At 50.4% G+C, this 22342-nt stretch carries 23 protein-coding genes and 1 pseudogene; 10 read left to right on the plus strand and 14 right to left on the minus strand.

Annotation, left to right across the window (positions count from 1 at the left end; all coding sequences use genetic code 11):
• Positions 1 to 29 precede the first annotated feature (29 nt).
• The 5 genes and pseudogenes from HEM79_RS04465 to HEM79_RS04485 all read left to right on the plus strand — a co-directional run.
• Complete coding sequence (locus HEM79_RS04465; RefSeq protein ID WP_000477084.1) at positions 30 to 701, plus strand: fimbria/pilus chaperone family protein; 672 nt, start codon at positions 30 to 32, stop codon at positions 699 to 701.
• 20 nt (positions 702 to 721) lie between these two features.
• Positions 722 to 3109, plus strand: a complete 2388-nt coding sequence (locus HEM79_RS04470; RefSeq protein ID WP_176242853.1) for a fimbrial biogenesis usher protein — start codon at positions 722 to 724, stop codon at positions 3107 to 3109.
• Positions 3106 to 3651 carry a YhcE family protein gene (locus HEM79_RS04475; RefSeq protein ID WP_176242852.1) on the plus strand — a complete coding sequence of 182 codons (546 nt, stop codon included), beginning with the start codon at positions 3106 to 3108 and terminating at the stop codon, positions 3649 to 3651. The genes HEM79_RS04470 and HEM79_RS04475 overlap by 4 nt, the downstream gene beginning before the upstream one ends.
• Entirely contained in the window at positions 3648 to 4364 is a 717-nt protein-coding gene (locus tag HEM79_RS04480; RefSeq protein WP_176242851.1) for a DUF1120 domain-containing protein, read from the plus strand. Before HEM79_RS04475 ends, HEM79_RS04480 begins: the two co-directional genes overlap by 4 nt.
• 182 nt (positions 4365 to 4546) lie before the next feature.
• Positions 4547 to 4879: pseudogene (locus HEM79_RS04485) on the plus strand (DUF1016 N-terminal domain-containing protein); the annotation flags it as partial.
• Between the two features lie 37 nt (positions 4880 to 4916).
• Here the strand turns inward: HEM79_RS04485 and nanQ are convergent.
• The 11 genes from nanQ to zapE form a co-directional block, all read right to left on the minus strand.
• Entirely contained in the window at positions 4917 to 5381 is a 465-nt protein-coding gene (gene nanQ, locus HEM79_RS04490) for an N-acetylneuraminate anomerase (protein ID WP_176242849.1), read from the minus strand.
• Positions 5378 to 6253, minus strand: a complete 876-nt coding sequence (gene nanK / locus HEM79_RS04495; protein ID WP_016159485.1) for an N-acetylmannosamine kinase — start codon at positions 6251 to 6253, stop codon at positions 5378 to 5380. The genes nanQ and nanK overlap by 4 nt, the downstream gene beginning before the upstream one ends.
• Positions 6250 to 6939, minus strand: a complete 690-nt coding sequence (locus HEM79_RS04500) for an N-acetylmannosamine-6-phosphate 2-epimerase (RefSeq protein ID WP_176242848.1) — start codon at positions 6937 to 6939, stop codon at positions 6250 to 6252. The genes nanK and HEM79_RS04500 overlap by 4 nt, the downstream gene beginning before the upstream one ends.
• A 47-nt stretch (positions 6940 to 6986) precedes the next feature.
• Complete coding sequence (gene nanT / locus HEM79_RS04505; RefSeq protein WP_176242847.1) at positions 6987 to 8477, minus strand: sialic acid transporter NanT; 1491 nt, start codon at positions 8475 to 8477, stop codon at positions 6987 to 6989.
• 107 nt (positions 8478 to 8584) lie between these two features.
• On the minus strand, positions 8585 to 9478 hold the full coding sequence (gene nanA / locus HEM79_RS04510) for an N-acetylneuraminate lyase (RefSeq protein WP_000224706.1): 894 nt from the start codon (positions 9476 to 9478) through the stop codon (positions 8585 to 8587).
• Between the two features lie 123 nt (positions 9479 to 9601).
• Positions 9602 to 10384 carry a transcriptional regulator NanR gene (nanR, locus tag HEM79_RS04515; RefSeq protein WP_000990910.1) on the minus strand — a complete coding sequence of 261 codons (783 nt, stop codon included), beginning with the start codon at positions 10382 to 10384 and terminating at the stop codon, positions 9602 to 9604.
• 117 nt (positions 10385 to 10501) lie between these two features.
• Positions 10502 to 10999 carry a ClpXP protease specificity-enhancing factor gene (sspB, locus tag HEM79_RS04520; RefSeq protein WP_000366125.1) on the minus strand — a complete coding sequence of 166 codons (498 nt, stop codon included), beginning with the start codon at positions 10997 to 10999 and terminating at the stop codon, positions 10502 to 10504.
• Positions 11000 to 11004: 5 nt separating this feature from the next.
• The gene (gene sspA / locus HEM79_RS04525; protein WP_000257293.1) at positions 11005 to 11643 is read right to left on the minus strand and encodes a stringent starvation protein SspA; all 639 of its coding nucleotides are present in this window, start codon (positions 11641 to 11643) and stop codon (positions 11005 to 11007) included.
• 315 nt (positions 11644 to 11958) lie between these two features.
• Positions 11959 to 12351 carry a 30S ribosomal protein S9 gene (rpsI, locus tag HEM79_RS04530; protein ID WP_000829818.1) on the minus strand — a complete coding sequence of 131 codons (393 nt, stop codon included), beginning with the start codon at positions 12349 to 12351 and terminating at the stop codon, positions 11959 to 11961.
• A gap of 15 nt (positions 12352 to 12366) precedes the next feature.
• On the minus strand, positions 12367 to 12795 hold the full coding sequence (gene rplM / locus HEM79_RS04535; protein WP_001517180.1) for a 50S ribosomal protein L13: 429 nt from the start codon (positions 12793 to 12795) through the stop codon (positions 12367 to 12369).
• Positions 12796 to 13013: 218 nt separating this feature from the next.
• Positions 13014 to 14141: a cell division protein ZapE gene (gene zapE / locus HEM79_RS04540; protein ID WP_016159488.1), complete on the minus strand. Its 1128-nt coding sequence runs from the start codon at positions 14139 to 14141 to the stop codon at positions 13014 to 13016.
• A gap of 193 nt (positions 14142 to 14334) precedes the next feature.
• Here zapE and zapG point away from each other — a divergent pair, with 193 nt between their 5' ends.
• The 3 genes from zapG to degS all read left to right on the plus strand — a co-directional run bounded on the left by zapG (position 14335) and on the right by degS (position 17413).
• On the plus strand, positions 14335 to 14733 hold the full coding sequence (zapG, locus tag HEM79_RS04545; RefSeq protein WP_010345273.1) for a Z-ring associated protein ZapG: 399 nt from the start codon (positions 14335 to 14337) through the stop codon (positions 14731 to 14733).
• 155 nt (positions 14734 to 14888) lie between these two features.
• The gene (gene degQ / locus HEM79_RS04550; protein ID WP_176242846.1) at positions 14889 to 16256 is read left to right on the plus strand and encodes a serine endoprotease DegQ; all 1368 of its coding nucleotides are present in this window, start codon (positions 14889 to 14891) and stop codon (positions 16254 to 16256) included.
• 89 nt (positions 16257 to 16345) lie between these two features.
• The gene (gene degS / locus HEM79_RS04555; protein WP_000497717.1) at positions 16346 to 17413 is read left to right on the plus strand and encodes an outer membrane-stress sensor serine endopeptidase DegS; all 1068 of its coding nucleotides are present in this window, start codon (positions 16346 to 16348) and stop codon (positions 17411 to 17413) included.
• A gap of 64 nt (positions 17414 to 17477) precedes the next feature.
• Here the strand turns inward: degS and mdh are convergent, their stop codons facing one another.
• Entirely contained in the window at positions 17478 to 18416 is a 939-nt protein-coding gene (mdh, locus tag HEM79_RS04560; RefSeq protein ID WP_001295272.1) for a malate dehydrogenase, read from the minus strand.
• Between the two features lie 434 nt (positions 18417 to 18850).
• On the opposite strand from mdh, the gene argR reads away from it, so the two are divergent.
• Together argR and yhcN are read left to right on the plus strand one after the other, a co-directional pair.
• Positions 18851 to 19321: a transcriptional regulator ArgR gene (argR, locus tag HEM79_RS04565; RefSeq protein WP_001257843.1), complete on the plus strand. Its 471-nt coding sequence runs from the start codon at positions 18851 to 18853 to the stop codon at positions 19319 to 19321.
• A 365-nt stretch (positions 19322 to 19686) separates the two neighbouring features.
• Positions 19687 to 19950 (plus strand): peroxide/acid stress response protein YhcN, encoded by a 264-nt coding sequence (gene yhcN, locus HEM79_RS04570; RefSeq protein WP_016159490.1) that lies wholly within the window; start codon positions 19687 to 19689, stop codon positions 19948 to 19950.
• 55 nt (positions 19951 to 20005) lie between these two features.
• On the opposite strand, the gene HEM79_RS04575 is transcribed toward yhcN, so the two are convergent.
• Together HEM79_RS04575 and aaeB are read right to left on the minus strand one after the other, a co-directional pair.
• Positions 20006 to 20278, minus strand: a complete 273-nt coding sequence (locus HEM79_RS04575; RefSeq protein ID WP_001029013.1) for a barstar family protein — start codon at positions 20276 to 20278, stop codon at positions 20006 to 20008.
• A 91-nt stretch (positions 20279 to 20369) separates the two neighbouring features.
• Entirely contained in the window at positions 20370 to 22337 is a 1968-nt protein-coding gene (aaeB, locus tag HEM79_RS04580) for a p-hydroxybenzoic acid efflux pump subunit AaeB (protein ID WP_176242845.1), read from the minus strand.
• Between the last annotated feature and the right edge of the window lie 5 nt (positions 22338 to 22342).

Here is a 22342-nt window from a genome sequence, read left to right on the forward strand (position 1 = left end):
TCTGGTTTCGGTATTTACAGGAGTTTTCTATGTTTAAATCTTTATTATCGGCTCTCGTATTACTCTCTTTTCAAACGCTGGCTGCCGGCATGGTGCCAGAAACATCAGTATTACTGGTTGATGAAAAGAAAGGCGAGGCGACGATGAATGTCACCAATACAGATTCTTATCCCGCACTGCTCTACACCACCATTGTCGATCTCCCGGATAGCCAAAAAACGATTCGTTTAATTCCAACCCAACCGGTTATTCGCGTGGAAGCAGGTCAAATTCAGCAAGTCCGTTTCTTGTTGCAAACATCCGCGCCCCTGAAAGCGGAAGAACTCAAACGCGTTACCTTTGAAGGTATTCCACCAAAAGACGTCGATAAAAACCAAGTTTCCTTAACAATACGTCAGGACTTACCGGTGTTGATTCACCCAGCCTCGCTCGCCGTAGAAACAGAAGCCTGGAAATATCTCGAATGGCGTAAAAACGGTAATCAAATAGAAATCAGCAACCCCAGTGATTACGTCGTGCGTATGACCCTGCAATTCAAAACATTGCCCTCAGGAAAACCAGGTAATTTAAGCAAAACATACCTGTTGCCACACACCTCAACCACAGCCACTCTGCCAGACGCCACTGACAAACAAGTGGAATTTTACCCTGCCAGCCGATACGGCTATCGCGGTAATAAATATCTGACAGACTTGAAATAACTTACTTCAGGTATCCAGGGATGTTGAAGAAATCGTTACTGGCATATTCGATCGGCCTACTCACAACGCTGCCTGCCAGCGCCAGCGATCTCGAACTCGCCGCCGTAGACTTCGACCGGAATACACTTAAATCGCTGGGGATTGATCCGGCTGTTTCGCACTATTTTTCTCGTTCTGCACGCTTTATGCCGGGTGAGTATTCGCTCATGCTCAACGTTAATGGGGACGAAATTGGCAACATCATCGTACGCATTGATAACAACGGCGATGCCTGTCTTGATAAAAATGTGCTGGAGTTTGCCGGGTTAAAAATCCCCGCCAGTAGCGATGAGAATGGCTGCTATGACTATCCCCAAAGTTACCCTGGTACGAAAATTACCCCGCTGACCAACCAGGAAAAGTTGCAGATAACAGTGCCTCCACAGGCGCGTATTCCTCTAAGCCAGGATGTGACATCGGCTACCACCGGTGGACATGGCGCACTGTTAAATTATTCGCTTCTCTCCAGCCGTTCTGAGTTTGGCAATGACAGCTCTGATTTTTCCCAGGCGGTGCTGGAAGGCGGTATCAACATCAATGACTGGATGTTAAGAAGCCACCAATTTATTACGCAATCTGACGGTAACTTCAGCAACCAGAACTCCACGACCTACCTTGAGCATACATTCGTGGGGAGCAAGATGTTAATGCGTGCGGGTGAAGTTAACGTAAATAACACGTTACTTGAAGGTGCAAGAATTTATGGTATTGAATTATCGCCAGATAGCGCCTTACAGCATACCGGCAGCGGCGTACAAGTAACCGGAATCGCGAATACATTTCAGGCGCGAGTGGAAATACGCCAACAGGGCGTTCTGCTACTCTCGACTCTGGTTCCGGCGGGTGCGTTTACCATTTCGGATGTTCCCGTTCGCACGATGAACAGCGACCTTCAGGTCAACGTGATTGAAACTACCGGAGGGGAACACACCTTCTCCGTTCCTGCGACGTTGTTTAATAACCAAATAGTTAACGGTCAGGGCTATCGCATTTCACTGGGTCGCGTTGACAGTAGTTATGACGACTCTCCTTGGGTATTAAGCGCATCTGATAGCTGGAATCTCACAACCTGGAGTAATTTCGGCGGAGGAGCAATTGTGGCAGATAGCTACCAGGCTATTGCCGCGCGTACAGATATCATCCCCTTGCCTGACCTGTCGCTGGGAAGCCAAATAAGCTCGGCTTGGGATAACAACCATTCGCTGCACGGGCAAAAATATCAACTGGATGTAAACTACAACTTACCCTACGCATTAGGAGTAAACAGTAGTATCAGCTACCAGGATCACAACTATCGCACCCTGTCTGAATCCACCGATAACGATGGTGAAAGCGACTGGACAAAAAGCACCCTGTCACTGGGAATTAGCTGGTCAGATCCGACACTTGGCGGTGTTAACGTTAGTGGCTATAAAACGCAAAGTTACGATGGCAGAAGCGATTCGACTAACCTTAGTGTCAACTGGAACAAAAGCTTTAAACACGCCACGGTTTCCGTTAACTGGCAACATCAATTGGATGCCTCTGAAGATAATGAAGACGATGGCGACCTTTTCTACGTGAATATCAGTATTCCGTTTGGCCGTTCCAGCAGCGCAACATTGTATACACGCCACGATGACCATCGCACATACTACGGCGGGGGAGTCTCTGGTGTTATCTCAGATGAAACATCTTACTATGTCAGTGCCGAGCGTAATCAGGACGAACAGCAGAACACTATTAATGGCAGCCTGAATACCAATCTTCACTATACCCAACTCAGCCTGGCTGCAAGTGCGAACAACGAAGATAATCGTTCCTATAACGGTATGCTTTCTGGCGGTATTGCTCTGCACAGCCAGGGAGTCACGCTCTCTCCGTGGGCAATTGATGATACTTACGCCATTGCCAGACTCGATAACTCCGTATCAGGGGTCAAAATATCAACCCCAACAGGCTCAGTCTGGACGGATATCGGCGGCAAGGCAGTGATCCCCTCACTTCAGCCGTGGCGTAAAGCAACAATAGAAATTGATACCACCAGTTTGCCAAAAAATGTCGACGTCGGTAATGGCACAAAAATACTGAAACAGAGCCGTGGGGCTGTGGGTAAAGTGGGCTTTAACACCCTCACACAACGGCGGGCACTGCTCACTATTGCTTATCCCGATGGTAAAAAACTGCCACGAGGAATGGCGATTCAGGACAGTGACGGCAACTACCTGACTACGTCCGTTGACGAGGGTACGGTGTTCCTCAACAACGTGAAGCCAGAGATGACAATAATCGCAGTAGATGGCAATCGCTCCTGTCGGATCTCGCTCTTCTTACCCGCAGAAGCACCTGACGATATCTTCTACGAAACAGCAACAGGAGTCTGCCAATGAAACGGATAATCGCAGGATGTCTGCTATTGACGTGCGCCATGCCGGTTCTGGCAGAGTGTAATCTCACCAGCAGCACACAAAATGTCGACTATGGCAAACGCAGTGCCGCTATGCGCCAGGCCGACCGAGGTAAGACAACGCAGTTAGCGGACAAAACAACCATGCTGGTTATTCAATGCGACCAGACTGGTCATGTCCGCGTTCAGTTAAGTACCACGCATATTACAAATAACAGATTTGGTTTTGGCCCGGAAGGTGCATTAAATCTGGTCGCCAGCGATGCAATTTCCGGTAGTGACAGCTTTGATTTGGCGTTAGCTAACAGCAAAAGTGACAATGCAGGCAGTGCAGGAACAGCATCTGTAAGCCCTTCGCCTAATAATTGGCTGGTGTTTATGCAAAATGGTCAGGAAGCAGTAATTGATAGCGGTAAAAGTATCAGCCTCACACTGACCATGGCGCCTTCTTTTAAGGATGAGGGAGAGCTCACCGACATGACGGATATTACGGGCAATCTTACTGTCCTGGTGGAGGCAAAATGAACAACACAAAATTGCTGATTGTCGCCAGCGCCTTTATTACCTTGTCAGTACAAGCCGCTGACAGAGCCACCATTGGCGTCAAGGTGTCTTTGGAAGCTGCAGCCTGTACACCGCTGTTAAGCAACGGCGGTGTAGTGAACTTCGGCAGCCATTCAATCAATGCACTTTCAACGCAGCATTACACTCAGATTGGCACACGTAATATTACTCTGACCATCACTTGTGAATCAGCAACCGGCATTGCGATTACTGCCCGGGATACGCGGATGGACAGCGTGGTCACCGGAAAAGATGGTGAAGGTCAGAGCGGTGTAAAATATACCGTGAATGGCGGTGGTTATATTAACCAGGCAACACGCTTATTCGGCTTAGGAAAAACAAAAGATAATAAGAATATCGGCAGTTATGCTGTATTAATTGATAGCCAAAACATTAGCGCCAGCAATGGTAGTCAGACGTTGGCGGCATCAGTTGCAGGTGCAGATGCGGTCATAACTGGGCAAAAAAGAGCATGGCAAACGCTCACCGCTTATCCGCTTGCTGTCGACCAAAGTTATTACTACACCTTTGTAAAAGCAGGGGAGACTTCCCCCATTCCTGTGACTAACGCCGTTATACCACTACAGGTGAGCGCATCTATTGCGAATGATTTAGGCAGTTCAGAGAAAATCGAACTGGATGGTCAGGCAGTGATAAGCGTGGTTTACTTGTAATAACAATGCCGGGCAGGAGTACTATCTGGCATTCGTTTTATACGCTCTGATAATATTGCTGGAAACTGTTCACCTATCTTAGGGAAAGTGAATGTAATACGCCGTGCTTAATTGTTCAGTGCTCATCCCAGGCGTATAGCTGACTCCATTATCCAACACAGCGCCGTATAAAGGCACAGATAATGGAATCGCTCTCAGAGAGAACTACTGCAGGCTACCAGCAAATCCACGACGGCATTATTCATCTGGTCGATAACGCCCGGACGGAAACGGTACGTAGCGTTAACGCATTAATGACCGCTACATACTGGGAAATTGGCCGACGAATTGTCGAATTTGAACAAGGTGGTGAGGCACGAGCCACGTATGGTACGCAGCTAATCAAGCGGCTATCCAAGGATTTAAGTCTAAGGTATAAGCGTGGGTTCTCCACCAGGAATTTATGGCAATTTAAGAATTTTTATATTTGTTTTCAACGAATTGAAATTGTGCAGACAGTGTCTGCACAATTCTCCAGACACTGTCTGGAGAATTGTTAAAACGAACAAAGTTTTAAGCCATTAACTCGGCCTTAACCTTCACTACCACCTTTTTAATCTCTCCAGGCTCACCAACAACACATCCCGGTTTATGCGGTTCTCCTGGCATAAACACGGCAAACATTCCCGGTTTCAGGATGATGGCTTGCTCGTTCTCAATGGCGCTGCAAAGCTGGTAATCATCTTCATGGTGAAACTCTTCACACTGGCGCGCAGTGCCTGCCATACCAAACAGAATCCGCTCCTCGCCGCTTAACAATAACTGGATATCAATATATTGCTTGTGCAATTCGGCTTTTTTCTCAACGGGCGATTGAGTGTTAAACGTCATGACATTCATAAAGATATTGTCGCCCTGCAATTCGTAACGACCCGGCGCTTTTTCCTGCGGCCTGGCGGCTAATGCCAGCGTTAACGCGTCCAGTAGTGCTGGATGTAAACCGGCAGATGGTAACGACTGTACTTCACCCATCATCATAATTTTTCTCCCTGAGCCAGCAACGCAGCCCCAAGTAAACCTGCATCATGGCGGTAGTGCGCCGCCAGTAACTCAACATGAAATGCCGCTGGCTCCTTAGCCAGATACGTTTCCACCAGCGCCAGATACCCTTCCGCCAGCCCGACACTGCCGCCGAGCACCACACACTGGCAATCAGTCGTGGCTTTAACATCGGCAATCAGTCTTGCCAGCGCATGTGCGGAGCGATGAATCAGTTGCTGCGCCTGCTCGTCGCCCTGCCCGGCGCGCGTGAAAATGGTTTTCGCATCTGCGCCCATAAGTTCACCCTGCGCCGCAGCCGCAATGCCGCGACCAGAAGCAATCGCTTCCACGCAACCTGTGCGTCCACAGCCACAGACAGGCCCCTGCGGATCGGCAAGCGTATGCCCGATGTGCCCCGCCAGACCACCTGGGCCGGTAAGCAGTTTGCCGCCGCTTACTACGCCGCCGCCAACACCGGTGGAAACGGTGATAAACACCATATCGGTTATATCGCCTTCCAGCGCCTGATACTCCGCCCACGCTGCGGCCTGCGCATCATTAATGGCAATGGTCGGCAAGTCGGTAAGTTGTTCCAGCGTTTTGACTAACGGAAAGTGTAGCAATCCACCGAGATTATGCGGATTCAGCGCCAGCAGGCTGCCGTCGCGGATTATCCCGGTTGAAGCGATGGCAACCTGCTGCGCATGAGCTTGCAACGGGGAGACTAACGCGGCTAAGGCTTCACGCAATGCTTCCGGCGTCTGGCTGGCTGGCGTGGGGAGTTCACGGCGATCGCGGATCTGTCCGTCAGCGCCAATCAGCGCGGCGGCAAGTTTAGTACCGCCGATATCAATCGCCAGTGTGGTCATAGCACCGCCTTTTTCATCGCTGTGTTGTACCACTGGCAAATGTGTTCAAGACGCGTAATGGCAGAACCGACCGTCACTGCCCATGCGCCATGGCGCATCGCATCTGCCGCCTGCGTTGGCGTGTTGTATCGCCCTTCGGCAATCACCCGGCATCCGGCGTCGCTCAATGTTTTCACCAGCGCCAGATCGGGCTCTTCTGGCGTTTCAGGTGTGGTATAGCCAGAAAGCGTAGTACCAATAATTTCGGCTCCCAGCTTTTGGCAAGCCAGACCGTCTTCCGGCGTTGAGCAGTCAGTCATCGCCAGTAAACCGTGGTGGTGAATACGCGCAAGCAGCGTTTCAACAGGCACCGGACGCGGACGATCGGTGCCATCAATCGCGATAATATCCGCGCCCGCCTGCGCCAGTGCATCAACATCTTCAATATAGGCCGTGATACGTACCGGAGAATCCTCCAGATCGCGTTTCACAATCCCGATAATCGGCACGCTCACCACCGCACGCGTGGCTTTCAGGTTTGCCACACCCTCTATGCGAATAGCGACCGCACCCGCCTGCTCTGCCGCTAATGCCATGGCAGCAACGATTTCGGGTTTATCGAGCGGGCTGTCCGGAACCGGCTGGCAGGAGACAATCAAGCCACCATTGGTAGCGATTTTTTGATCCAGTTGTGCAAGTAACGACATACTTCTTCCCTTAGCGAAAGGCCCGGTGCAGAGACCGGGCTACAGGATTAACTTTTGGTTTTGACTAAATCGTTTTTGGCGCTGCCAAACGGCACGGCACCGCTAAATGGTTTGCCGTCGATAGCGTCATGAGTACGTAACGCTTCCGGGCGCAGCCAACGCTGAACGCGGGATGGCATATCCAGACCAATCAGCAAGATCACCACGAACGTCAGACTGAACGAGAGCGATCCCAGCGCAGTGCCCAGATCCAGACGTTGAGCGATCAACGCGCCGAGGATTGGAGCCAGTGCGCCGCCAAGTGCGCCGACGTTGTAGGTAAAGCCCAGCCCCGCCGCACGCTGGTCGGTATCGAAATAACCGCCGATCAGTTTCGGTAAGATCCCGGAGATGCCCTGACCGAGCATTTGCTGGAAGAACAGTAACAGACCGAGTACCCAGACGTTTGCGCCGCCAATCGCAAACACCGGAATAATCAGCAATTGTGAAGCTAACAGGCTACAAACGTAGGCTTTGCGCGTTCCCAGCCAGTCACCGAGGAAACCACCGACGCAGCAACCCACCGCCGCACCAAAACCACTAAAGAACAACACATTGGCGACCGTATGTGGGTTATAAGCCAGCTCAGTTTTCAGATACGTCGGCAGCAGCGCCTGAATCGGCCATGAGTAGAGGAAAGCAAACAACACAACCACCATCAGCATTACGCCCGTTGGCCAGCGTTTACCCGTGCTTTGCACCATAAAGCTGATAAAGATTGCGGCGCATAACAGCCCAAGAACAGCGACGATTGCGGCATTTTGCAGGTTGCCGGCGAAGCAGAACCACAGCGCAGTAGCTGCCGCCAGCGTCATCACGATATTGGCGATGCGATGTTCACCACGGTAAAGAATATCCACCATTGTACGTACCGGTGCTTTACCTCCGTGTTTCTCTTTCCAGTCTTCTGCTTCCGGGATGTTTTTCCGCAGCCAGAGAGCAAAGATGATCGGTAAGATGCCGATAAAGAACAGCGCACGCCAGCCCCAGATCGGAACCACCAGGCTGTATACCTGGGCAGCAACGACGGCACCTACAGAGAAGCCGGAAATCAGAAAACCACTGGCTTTGTTACGCAGGTGTTTTGGCCAGCTTTCAATCACATAGGTGGCGCTGGAACCGTATTCTCCTGCCATCCCCATGCCAATCACCAGACGAGCGATAAACATGGTGATGTAGCCTGGCGCGAAGCCACAAGCCAGCGTCCCGACCGAGAAGAGAACGATACTGGTGACCATTGCCAGACGACGCCCGTAACGGTCCCCCATAGCCCCAAGCATCAGGCCTCCGAACCAGCGTGAGATAAAGGCTGCGGAGATCAGACTTGCCGCCTGCACCGTCGTCAGCCCAAATTCACCTTGTACTTCAGTGAGTACCAGGGCAATTAAAACGAAATCAAAACCGTCAAGTAGATATCCCAACCAGGCAGCGGAAAATGCTCGCCATTGTGCGCGGTTGAGATGGCGATACCACGGGATATTCTGGATTGTAGTACTCATTGTGAGTCTCCCGCGATGGGCGTTGCCCACACGCTTTGGTATGAAAGTTGTAGGGTACAGATGCGTTTATTTCCCCTCACCCGGTAGGGGCGAGTGAGGGGAAAAACTCACCCGCGCTCTTGCATCAACTGCTGAGCCAGCGCCTTCAGTTCTGGCAGATATTTTTCATCCACCGGACCAAACGGTTTGCGGCACAGCGGAACGGACACCACATCCATATAGTGCAGAACTGTTTTCAGGCCACGGAATACGCCAGTTTTAATCAGCAAATCAATGACTTTATTGCACTCGGTTTGCAGTTTCTGCGCGGTCTGGATATCACCTTCTTTCAACGCCTTAACGATGCCCTGATAACGCCAGCCCATGATGTTGTAGGTACTACCGATACCACCATCAGCGCCCGCCAGCAGGCCGGAAGCAAAGATTTCGTCGTAACCGTTGTAGAGCACCAGATCCGGATGTTCACGACGGATCTGCTCCATCTGATAGAGATCACCAGAGGTCTGTTTCAGCGCGCCGACACCTGGCAACGTAACCAGAGTGTTGATCTGATCCAGGCTCAGTTTAACGCCGCTTAACGCCGGAATGTTGTACACCACCATCGGCAAACCATCCGCTGAATCAATGATTGCCCGGTAGTGATCGCAGTGTTCTTCAAAGCTGAAAGGATAGTAGAACGGCGTAACGGCAGAGACGGCATCGAAGCCATAACGTTTAGCAGATGCCGCAAGTTGTTGGCTTTCAGCAGTGCTGACACAACCTACGTGAGCGATTAATTTAATCTTACCTTTCGCCTCTTCAGCGACGATTTCCAGTACCTGTTCACGCTCGGAAAGGCTCTGTACAAAGGCTTCGCCGGTTGAACCACCTACGTATAAGCCGTCGATGCCCTGCTGAATATTGAACTGAACCAGGCGGCGCAGACTCGCTTTATCCAGTGCTTGTTGTTGGTCAAAAGGAGTCAGGAGTGCGGCCATTACGCCACGTAAATTTGTTGCCATAAATACCTCTGAAGTGATGCTTGCCTGTTAGAAACGATATACCTTTATACCTGTTATACCAGATCAAATAAGCAACACATCATACAGAACGCTTATAATGCGATCTGCTTCACTAAAGTGGCATTATTTCTTTTTGTTGGTGGTCTGACCGAAGGCGTGCCAGGTGGCAGAAACGCTGTTGAGATGCGATTGCAATGCGCGATCGGCTTCATCGGGATCGTGACGACGGATCGCATCAACGATCGCAATATGCTGCTGATAACTAACGTTGTTATGCTCGTGCAGCGCCTGATCGGCGACTGTCGGACGGGCGGCGATCAGCCAGTCGAGCAGAGCAACGTGGATCGCCATAAAGATCGGGTTCCCAGGGATCTCTGCCAGCACACGGTGGAAATCAACGTCTGAACGAATAAACGCGGCGTTGTTATCCAGCGACTGACTGTTGATTTCCAGAGCTTTTGCCAGCAAATCGATTTGTTCATCAGTAGCATGTTCAGCCGCATAGCGCACCAGGCTGGACTCAAAGAACAGGCGTAACTGTTCGAAATGGGCTATCCCGCCAGGATGGGAAAGAAAATCTTTTGCCATGCCGGAAAGCTCGCCGATGATGGTGTCCGCAGAAGGACGCGAGACACGAGCGCGTTCACCATTATTAATTTGTACCAGACCTTTGCGCTTTAACGCCGCCAACGCCTCACGTACCGAAGGACGCCCAACGTTAAAGAACGCCATAAGTTCGCGTTCAGACGGCAGTTGCTCACCTTCGCCAAATTCACGACGGCGGATCATCTGCTCCAGCTCTTCCTCCACCATTTCGGAGAGTTTTTTGCGCGCCAGTGGACGACGACGCAAGTTACGACCGATAGTAGCCGGAGAATCTTCTGCTTGCGGATCAAATGCGTTCATAGAGCTCTTTCTGGGAAAATATGTTGACGGATAATAGCGAAGTTATCGTAACACAGTATTAAAATCAGGCGAAAAGAAGGTAGATAGCAAAACAGGCCACATGGGCCTGTTTATCATTTATTTCACAACCCGCAATGCCGGGCGTCCACCGCGTGGAGGCTGTGGCGGTTCATCGTCAGGATGATGGTCATCATCGTGATCGGGCTTATCGCCGTCAATGACCGACATAACGGTTTCATTATCTGCCGACGCTTGATCATCATTCATGATACTGGCATCTTCGTCGTAGGCAGCTTCAGGCTCGAACATTGTTCCTGCGCCATTTTCGCGGGCGTAGATAGCCAGCACGGCAGCCAGCGGTACTGAAACCTGACGCGGAATGCCACCAAAGCGCGCGTTAAAACGCACTTCATCATTCGCCAGTTCCAGATTGCCAACCGCACGCGGCGCAATGTTGAGTACGATTTGCCCGTCACGCGCATATTCCATAGGAACCTGCACGCCCGGGAGCGTCACATCCACCACCAGGTGCGGCGTGAGCTGGTTATCCAGCAACCACTCATAGAATGCACGCAGCAGATAGGGACGACGTGGTGTTAGCTGTGACAAATCCATACAGATTAACTCCGGCCCAGACGCATTTCACGTTCTGCTTCTGTTAAGGAAGCAAGGAAAGAGTCACGCTCAAAGACGCGGGTCATATAGCCTTTCAGCTCTTTCGCACCCGGGCCGCTAAACTCGATGCCCAGTTGCGGCAGACGCCACAGCAATGGAGCAAGGTAGCAATCAACCAGGCTGAACTCATCGCTCAGGAAGTACGGCTTCTGACCGAAGACCGGCGCAATCGCCAGCAGTTCTTCGCGCAGTTGCTTACGTGCGGCATCGGCTTCAGAGGCTGAACCGTTGATGATGGTGTTCATCAGCGTGTACCAGTCTTTTTCGATACGGTGCATGTACAGACGGCTTTCACCGCGAGCTACTGGGTAAACAGGCATCAGTGGCGGATGCGGGAAACGCTCATCCAGATATTCCATAATGATGCGAGATTCCCACAGGGTCAGCTCACGATCCACCAGGGTCGGAACGCTCTGATTCGGGTTGAGGTCAATCAGATCCTGAGGCGGATTGTCCTTTTCCACGTGTTCGATCTCGAAACTTACACCTTTCTCAGCCAGCACAATGCGGACCTGATGGCTATAGATGTCAGTAGGACCGGAAAACAGCGTCATTACCGAACGTTTGTTGGCAGCGACAGCCATGAAAACCTCCAGGTATAGTCAGAATTTTTACTGCTACCAGCCAACATATGGCCAGTCAGAAGTGATGTTACCCGCCAGCGGATGCGTCATTCATGTTCGGAACGCAAACAAAAAATGAACAATACCCGTCATTTGGGCAGAAAATTGGATGATAGTTTACCAGATTTTGCGACCTTTGTGGTGAGTCGATTCTGGAAATGGGGAAAAAGAGGCGACATTCAGAAGAATGCGACAAAACCAGACCCACTTTGGCGATAAAAAAACCCGCCGAAGCGGGTTTTTTCGCCAATGGTAATCTGCGTAAGCAGAAACCAATTAACGTTTGGAGAACTGCGGACGACGACGTGCTTTACGCAGACCGACTTTCTTACGTTCAACCTGACGAGCGTCACGAGTAACGAAGCCAGCTTTACGCAGTTCAGAACGCAGGGACTCGTCGTACTCCATCAGAGCGCGGGTGATACCGTGACGGATCGCACCAGCCTGACCAGAGATACCACCACCTTTAACGGTGATGTACAGATCCAGTTTCTCAACCATGTCGACCAGTTCCAGCGGCTGACGAACTACCATGCGGGCAGTTTCACGACCGAAGTACTGTTCCAGAGAACGTTGGTTGATAACGATTTTGCCGTTGCCCGGTTTGATGAAAACGCGAGCTGCGGAACTTTTGCGGCGACCAGTGCCGTAGTATTGATTTTCAGCCATTGCCTATAATCCCGATTAGATGTCAAGAACTTGCGGTTGCTGTGCCGCGTGGTTGTGCTCGTTACCCGCGTAAACTTTCAGTTTACGGAACATAGCACGACCCAGCGGGCCTTTTGGCAACATGCCTTTAACCGCGATTTCAATCACACGCTCAGGACGGCGAGCAATCATCTCTTCAAAGGTCGCTTGTTTGATACCACCGATGTGACCGGTGTGATGATAGTACACTTTGTCAGTACGCTTGTTGCCGGTTACAGCAACTTTGTCAGCGTTCAGAACGATGATGTAATCACCAGTATCTACGTGCGGAGTGTATTCCGCTTTATGCTTACCGCGCAGGCGCAGAGCCAGTTCGGAAGCCAGACGGCCCAGAGTTTTACCGGTCGCGTCAACAACATACCAGTCGCGTTTTACGGTTTCTGGTTTAGCTGTAAAAGTTTTCATTAAAAGCTTACCCAATAAATAGTTACACGTTGGTGAACACCCAAACGTCTTCAATTGTTGAGGTTCACACGACAAAGTCCGGCAAACCTACCCCTTCGAATAGCCTATGCCAGCACACAAAAAGTTTTGGGAAAAAAACTTTCTTGTAACGTGGGGTCGCAAGATTATAGAGAAGTCGGGGTCAAAGATCGACCCCTTTTTGTGATTTGTGACAGGTTTTAACCCGCCAAATGCTCGCGCTTCAAATACTCTTCGCTTTGCATCTCTTGCAGACGTGACAGGCAACGCTGGAACTCAAACTTCAGCCGCTCGCCCTGATAAATCTCATACAAAGGTACTTCCGCGCTCACCACTAGCTTGACGTGGCGCTCGTAAAATTCATCCACCAGCGCAATGAAACGCCGCGCTTCACTCTCCATCAACCGCGTCATGACAGGCACATCAAACAACATCACCGTGTGAAACAGACGTGAGAGCGCAATATAGTCATGCTGACTGCGGGCATCGACGCACAGCGTGGTAAATGACACCGCCAGCGTCTGGTTTTCTACGCCCATTGTCGCCAGCGGTCGATGATTGATTTCCAGCGTAGGGGCTTGTTCTCGTTTTGCACCTGCCAGCGCCAGCCACAGCTTATCCATCTGCTCACGCGTTTCATCATTAAGCGGCGACAGCCACAGATGCGCCTGAGTAAGGGTACGCAGCCGATAATCAACACCGGCGTCCACGTTCATTACATCACAATGCTGTTTAATGGCATCGATTGCAGGCAGAAAACGCGCACGTTGCAGGCCATTTCGATAAAGCTCATCCGGCGGAATATTTGACGTTGCTACCAGCGTTATGCCGCGAGCAAACAATGCTTTCATCAGGCCGCCCAGCAGCATGGCATCGGTAATATCAGAAACAAAAAATTCATCAAAACAGAGCACGTCAGTTTCGGCTTTGAAACGATCGGCAATAATTTCCAGCGGATCGCTCTGCCCTTGCAATGCGGTTAATTCTTCATGCACCCGCAGCATAAAACGGTGAAAATGCAGCCGCTGTTTTCGCTCTCCCGGCAAACTTTGATAGAAAAGATCCATCAACCAGGTTTTTCCACGCCCTACACCGCCCCACATATATAAGCCACGCACCGGCGCGTTGCTTGTATCTTCGCGCTTCCCCCACAGTTTCCCGACCCGTGCCATTAGCCCGCTAGCCCTGGGGACTGGCGGCGTGCTGTTGATTAATTCCTGATAGATAATCTCCAGCCGACTGACGGCCTCTTTTTGTACGTCGTCGGGTTGATGGCTACCTTCATTGAGCGCCTTCAGGTATTGCGATGTTGGGGTAACGCTTTGCATGATGTTCTTGTTATTCCTTGAATAATCGGTGTGCCGTTGTTCACGGTTGACGAAAAAAAGGCCGTTCTACACTACGCGATATGCAGTCGGGATTCCACTTCTGTGGAATTAACGGTTATAGTGGCATAATCAGCCGCAGGCATGGAGCCTGAAGCCAACACCCTACGGAAACAAAAGACAACGGGAGATGTTCATGACCTGGGAATATGCGCTAATTGGGTTAGTCGTCGGCATCATTATTGGTGCTGTGGCCATGCGTTTTGGTAATCGTAAACTGCGCCAGCAACAGGCGTTGCAGTACGAACTTGAAAAAAATAAAGCTGAACTGGACGAGTATCGCGAAGAGCTGGTTAACCACTTTGCCCGCAGCGCGGAATTACTGGATACCATGGCGCACGACTATCGCCAGCTGTATCAACACATGGCGAAAAGCTCCAGCAGCCTGCTGCCGGAACTGTCTGCTGAAGCCAACCCGTTCCGCAATCGTCTGGCAGAATCTGAAGCCAGCAACGATCAGGCTCCGGTGCAGATGCCGCGTGACTATTCTGAAGGCGCATCCGGCCTGTTACGTACCGGCGCGAAGCGCGACTAATTTATTTTTCGGGCGCAGCCATTGCGCCCTCCTCTTCTCTTCTTCCCCCGACTATCATTTAATCTGGTGTCTCATTGTTTGCCATCTGAAAATTCAATAACATCAAACTGTTTTGAATCTCTTTTTCTTATCATTCAGGTACGAGAGCAGGAATAATGAAAAAGCAAACCCAGCTGTTGAGTGCATTAGCGTTAAGTGTCGGGTTAACTCTCTCGGCGCCGTTTCAGGCCATCGCATCGATTCCCGGTCAGGTTGCCGGTCAAGCGCCTCTGCCCAGTCTGGCGCCGATGCTGGAAAAAGTGCTTCCCGCAGTGGTCAGTGTTCGAGTCGAAGGAACCGCCAGCCAGGAGCAGAAAATTCCGGAAGAATTCAAAAAGTTTTTTGGTGATGATTTACCGGATCAGCCTGCGCAACCTTTCGAAGGTTTAGGTTCCGGCGTCATAATCAATGCCAATAAAGGTTATGTGCTGACCAACAATCACGTCATTAATCAGGCACAGAAAATCAGTATTCAACTCAATGACGGGCGCGAGTTTGATGCAAAGCTGATTGGCGGTGATGACCAGAGCGATATCGCCCTGTTGCAAATTCAGAATCCAGGCAAATTAACGCAAATTGCCATTGCCGACTCCGATAAACTGCGCGTCGGTGATTTTGCCGTCGCTGTCGGCAACCCGTTTGGTCTTGGGCAAACCGCCACCTCCGGGATTGTTTCCGCATTAGGCCGCAGTGGGTTAAATCTCGAAGGCCTGGAAAACTTTATTCAGACCGATGCCTCTATTAACCGTGGTAACTCCGGCGGTGCGCTGTTAAACCTTAACGGTGAATTAATTGGTATCAACACAGCAATCCTTGCCCCGGGCGGCGGTAGCGTAGGAATTGGTTTTGCCATTCCGAGTAATATGGCGCGTACCCTGGCGCAGCAACTTATCGATTTTGGTGAAATCAAACGCGGCCTGTTAGGCATTAAAGGCACCGAAATGAGTGCCGATATCGCCAAAGCATTTAATTTGGACGTTCAGCGCGGCGCGTTTGTCAGCGAAGTGCTGCCAGGTTCTGGCTCGGCGAAAGCAGGCGTGAAAGCGGGCGATATTATTACCAGTCTCAACGGTAAACCACTCAATAGCTTTGCTGAGTTGCGTTCTCGTATCGCGACCACCGAGCCGGGCACGAAAGTGAAACTCGGCCTGCTGCGTAACGGCAAACCACTGGAAGTAGAAGTGACACTCGATACCAGCACCTCATCGTCAGCCAGTGCCGAGATGATCACACCTGCGCTGGAAGGCGCGACGTTGAGCGATGGTCAGCTAAAGGATGGCGGCAAAGGTATTAAGATCGATGAGGTTGTCAAAGGAAGCCCCGCCGCTCAGGCTGGCTTGCAAAAAGACGATATAATCATTGGCGTCAACCGCGATCGGGTGAATTCGATCGCTGAAATGCGCAAAGTGCTGGCGACAAAACCGTCCATCATCGCCCTGCAGATCGTACGTGGCAATGAGAGCATTTACCTGCTAATGCGTTAATGTCGTAAACCGGGCATCAGGCTGACGTGTGATGTCCGGTTAACTCGTGGTATGCTGCTGCCGTTCCCTTTTTTAATGACGCCTCCATCATGTTTGTGAAGCTCTTACGTTCCGTTGCGATTGGATTAATTGTCGGCGCTATTCTGCTGGTTGCCATGCCTTCGCTGCGCAGCATTAACCCGCTTTCCACACCGCAATTCGACAGTACCGATGAGACGCCTGCCAGCTATAATCTGGCGGTTCGCCGCGCCGCGCCAGCGGTAGTCAACGTTTATAACCGTGGTTTGAACACCTCCTCACACAACCAGCTTGAGATCCGTACACTGGGATCTGGCGTGATCATGGATCAACGCGGTTATATCATCACCAATAAACACGTGATCAACGACGCCGATCAGATCATCGTCGCCTTACAGGATGGTCGTGTTTTTGAAGCATTACTGGTGGGATCTGACTCTCTAACCGATCTGGCAGTGCTTAAAATTAATGCCACTGGTGGTTTACCCACTATTCCAATCAATTCACGACGCGTACCGCACATTGGCGATGTGGTGCTGGCGATCGGTAACCCGTATAACCTTGGGCAGACCATTACCCAGGGCATTATCAGTGCCACAGGTCGAATCGGCCTGAACCCGACCGGGCGGCAAAACTTCCTGCAAACCGATGCTTCCATTAACCACGGTAACTCCGGCGGCGCGCTGGTGAACTCGCTGGGTGAGCTTATGGGCATTAACACGCTGTCGTTTGATAAGAGTAACGATGGCGAAACGCCGGAAGGTATCGGCTTTGCGATTCCTTTCCAGTTAGCAACCAAAATTATGGATAAGCTGATCCGCGATGGTCGCGTGATCCGTGGATACATTGGCATTGGTGGACGAGAGATCGCACCTTTGCACGCGCAGGGCGGCGGCATCGATCAACTGCAAGGGATTGTGGTTAACGAAGTGTCACCTGATGGTCCGGCGGCTAACGCGGGTATCCAGGTCAACGATCTGATTATTTCGGTGGATAACAAACCGGCCATCTCCGCGCTGGAGACAATGGATCAGGTTGCGGAAATCCGACCAGGCTCGGTGATCCCGGTTGTAGTGATGCGTGATGATAAACAGTTAACGTTGCAGGTCACCATTCAGGAATATCCGGCGACCAATTAAGGCCAGCGTGAAAGACAAAAAACCGGAGACGTTGCTCCGGTTTTTTTTATTATCCGCTAATCAATTACTTATTAACGAATTCTTCGCCCAGGGCGATATCTTTCTTCAGCGTATCCAGCATACCTTCCAGCGCGTTCTGTTCAAATGCGCTCAGGGTGCCGATAGATTTACGCTCTTCCACACCATTTTTACCCAGCAGCAGCGGTTGAGAGAAGAAACGTGCGTACTGACCGTCGCCTTCAACATAGGCACATTCTACAACGCCTTGTTCGCCCTGCAGTGCGCGAACCAGAGACAGACCAAAACGTGCAGCTGCCTGACCCATAGACAAGGTTGCAGACCCGCCACCGGCTTTCGCTTCAACCACTTCAGTACCCGCATTCTGGATACGTTTGGTCAAATCAGCCACTTCTTGTTCGGTGAAGCTTACGCCAGGAACCTGAGACAGCAGCGGCAGAATGGTAACACCAGAGTGACCGCCAATAACCGGCACTTCAACTTCGCCCGGCTGTTTGCCTTTCAGTTCAGCAACAAAGGTGTTGGAACGAATGATATCCAGCGTGGTAACGCCGAACAGTTTGTTTTTGTCATAAACACCGGCTTTTTTCAGCACTTCTGCAGCGATAGCCACAGTGGTGTTCACTGGGTTAGTGATAATACCAATGCACGCTTTCGGGCAGGTTTTCGCAACTTGCTGTACCAGGTTTTTCACGATACCGGCGTTAACGTTAAACAGGTCGGAACGATCCATACCCGGTTTACGCGCAACACCTGCAGAAATAAGAACGACATCTGCGCCTTCCAGAGCAGGGGTCGCATCTTCACCAGAAAAACCTTTGATTTTCACAGCAGTAGGGATATGGCTCAGGTCGACGGCCACACCGGGAGTGACTGGAGCGATATCATACAGGGAGAGTTCTGAACCTGAAGGCAGTTGGGTTTTTAACAGTAGTGCAAGCGCCTGGCCGATACCACCAGCAGCGCCGAGGACTGCGACTTTCATCCTAAACTCCTTATTATATTGATAAACTAAGATATGTTGCTCCGCTGCCGCGACCTTAATCCACAAATTCCCTGTTTACAATGACCACTTCTCAAGAATGTGTAGTCACGCAAATTTGGCGTTTATGCATTTAATTGACGTAATCAGGGAGCTAACTTACGTAATTAACAGTCGCTTATGCGTTAGAGCAACATTCCAACAGGTGGTGACAATATACCCTACCGTTCAGCCAAAACAACATCATTTTGATAACAATTAATTTACTTTTAAGCGAAATTTACATGCCGTGACGCAGGCATGTTTCTCAATAACGAAATTTGATAAAATCCCGCTCTTTCATAACATTATTTCAGCCTTCTCCAGGGCAGACTGTTTGCATAAAAATTCATCTGTATGCACAATAATGTTGTATCAACCACCATATCGGGTGACTTATGCGAAGCTCGGCTAAGCAAGAAGAATTAGTTAAAGCGTTTAAAGCGTTACTTAAAGAAGAGAAATTTAGCTCCCAGGGCGAAATCGTCGCCGCATTGCAGGAGCAAGGCTTTGACAATATTAACCAGTCTAAAGTCTCGCGGATGTTAACCAAGTTTGGGGCTGTACGAACCCGCAATGCCAAGATGGAAATGGTTTACTGCCTGCCAGCTGAACTGGGCGTACCAACCACCTCCAGTCCGCTGAAAAATCTGGTGCTGGATATCGACTACAACGATGCTGTTGTGGTGATTCATACCAGCCCTGGCGCGGCACAATTAATTGCGCGTCTGCTGGACTCTCTGGGCAAAGCAGAAGGTATTCTTGGCACTATTGCCGGTGATGACACCATCTTTACCACCCCTGCCAAAGGTTTTACCGTCAAAGACCTGTACGAAGCGATTTTAGAGCTGTTCGACCAGGAGCTTTAATCTCTACCCCGCCGCTTCTGGCGGCGGGAAAAATGCTGCGTTCTCCTCTTATCCCCCTGCTTTCCCCTGCCATCTATTTAACGAATAGTGCGCTTTGCTGCGACAAAACATTCACATCTTGAATACATAGGGTAATAATCGCACATTATGCAAAATGCTATATCATATTGAAATTAATGATATTTATCATGGTGCACTATGTTTTTAATTCCACTTTGTTATAAAAATTAATATTTTTAACACTTTAAACTTAATACAAACGGTTAGCGTGGTATTAATTAGCTAGATAATTAGTGTATACTTGATTTTGTGATATGGGTCACGAAACAAAGACCCAGTTAAAAGATTATGTCGAGGTAAAAATCATGAAAATCAAAACCACTGTTGCTGCATTAAGCGTACTTTCTGTTCTCTCTTTCGGTGCGTTCGCTGCCGATTCCATTAATGCTGCACAAGCGCAAAACCGTGAAGCTATCGGTACAGTGTCCGTCAGTGGAGTGGCGTCTTCACCGATGGATATGCGTGAAATGCTGAACAAAAAAGCGGAAGAGAAAGGCGCAACGGCCTACCAGATTACTGAAGCTCGTAGCGGTGACACCTGGCACGCTACGGCTGAACTGTACAAATAAACCCTCATCGTCTTGTCCGACGATATTGCCCCCGGTTCGGGGGCTTTTTTTTGCGCTAATGACGAACATTAAAACGCAAATGCCCTTCCAGCTCTTCCTCTGCCTCATCAAACAGCAATATTAACGCGCCAAAACGGCGACGCGTTTTCTCTCCCAGATGAACAAATTCAATCTCAAGTGGTAGCGGCAGGACATCGTTCATTAACACATCCCATAGTGAGTCGAGATCGCGTACCTTATCTTTCGCCAGACCAAAGGTTTGGCTAAAGTCACGATAAAAATCCTCCTGACTCTCAATCTCATCAAAATCAAAGGTATAAATATTCATCTGTTGCCACCGTCACGTTTCGCGGCGAGTTCTGCCGTTCATCGCTAAGTATAGACATGAAAAAACCGACGCTTTTGGCGTCGGCTTTGACTTAATTATCGGTTAGCGCGTGCTGGTATTTATGCAGCATACCGGTAAGCCGATGCACCGGTTCCGTCACCTGCGGTGGCGCTTGCCAGATGCGTAGCTTTTCCTGGTAGATTTCCAGTTCTTCCAGCAACTGCCCAAAGTACCGACGACGTTTATCATCGCTACGGGCAGATATCACATGGTCTGCTGTGCGGCGCATTTGTCGGTGAAACGCCGATAAATCCTCGTTAACCGGGATCGGCGCATCACGCAGGCGCTGGTGTGCGATAATCATCGTCAGCGCCAGGCGAAATTTCGGCAAATCTCCGGGAAATTTATTCATCAGCAAAAACAACTGCTGATAAAGTGCCGGAAGATGGTTCTCTTTACGTCGCGCGACATTGGTGGTCATCGCGGAAACGGCAGCAGAAACAAATTGATTAAGCAATACGCGTCCGGTTCTGTCGCGCGATTTATCCCGCACCAGCAAAATAACGATGAACGCGAGCACACAGCCGACGATTTGCCCTAATGCGCTGTCGAGAAACTGGCTGAAATGGAACGTCATCGGGTTATCCAGCACGATAATATTGATGGTGCTGGCCAGCGCCCCCATTGAGCCTAGTCGCCGTTTCTGTACCTCAATGCCGAGGAAGAATCCCAGCACTGCAAGGCTAATACACAGCAGCAACATACTCTGTTGGGTATTAGGGATAATCACCAAAAAGTAGAGCAGCCCTAACGGCAGCGCCGCCAGCGTCCCGTAGATAAAGTCGATCGCCACCATACGTGGATTCGGCAAACGCATTGCCAGTGACGTCACTACCGCAATCATCACCATTGCGCCACTGCCGGAAGTCCACCCCGTCCACAGCCAGAAAAGCGTGCCCAGAATGCAGGAAAGTGTGGTTCGCCAGAAGTTTACCATCGCATGATGACGTTCGGCTGACTCTACTTTTACTTCCGGCTCGCCTTGCAGGATCTCTTCTTCGGTCGTGTTGATTTTTGTGTTACTGATAACGCCGCGTTTGAGCAATTGATAACGCGTTGCTGCCGCGACCCAGCTATAAATGGTGACAGGTGTTTCACGTTCCCCCGTCCAGGCAATAACTCTCCGCAGGCGTTTTAACTGCTTGTGAACGTCCTGCGCGGTTTCTACTGGCGTGTCAAAAAATTCGCGGAAAGTATCAGTGATCAATTCCGGGCGCGAATTCTGAATCAAATAGGTTTCGCAGGACTGGGTAATCAGCGTCAGCGATAGCGTATTGATCGCTTTTAAACGTCGATTAGCTCGCGCCCAGCGGGAAGATTCCATATTCAGGTTGCTGCGCATACCTTGTAGCGCCGTGGTGCGTCGAACCAGGTCGCCCCAGGCTTTATCGACAACTTCGCCATCGCCATGCTTGATACAGAGTTGCATTAATTGATATTGCGCGACCAACAAACTTTCCAGCTCTCGGTCCACTTCTTGTTTGATCGATCGCGGAGAAAAGAGCAGATCCGCCATAATCGCACACACAATACCAATAACGATCTCGCTACAACGTTCGACGGCAAACTGCGGCGTAAGCAGCGGTTCCGGCTGAATAGTGATCACAATGATCAGCGCGGTATAACCAGCCAGTCCCCACGCATAGGAGTTTTCTATTCGTACCAGTGAAGAAATCCAGGTACAAAAACCAGCCCAGATACAGCACACCAGAATCATCAGCAAGGGGGCGCGGATCATCGCAATAATGATCACCAGTCCGGCAATACAGCCAATAAATGTGCCGATGATGCGTAAAAAGCCACGATAGCGAATAGCGCCAGAATATGGTTCGCCACCGGCAGCAAAGGCCGGGCCGGCGGCAACAATCGCCGCTGTCAGTACCGCCCAACGTGGCGTTTCCAGCTGAAAGTGAAAGCCAACAAACAGCGCCAGCACAATGGCGGTCGCCAGTTTTACCGCGAAGCGAATATGTTGGTTAGCAATGGAGAAAATACCCATCGTGA

The organism is Escherichia sp. 93.0816 (assembly GCF_013368855.2).
Classification (GTDB): Bacteria; Pseudomonadota; Gammaproteobacteria; order Enterobacterales; family Enterobacteriaceae; genus Escherichia; species Escherichia ruysiae.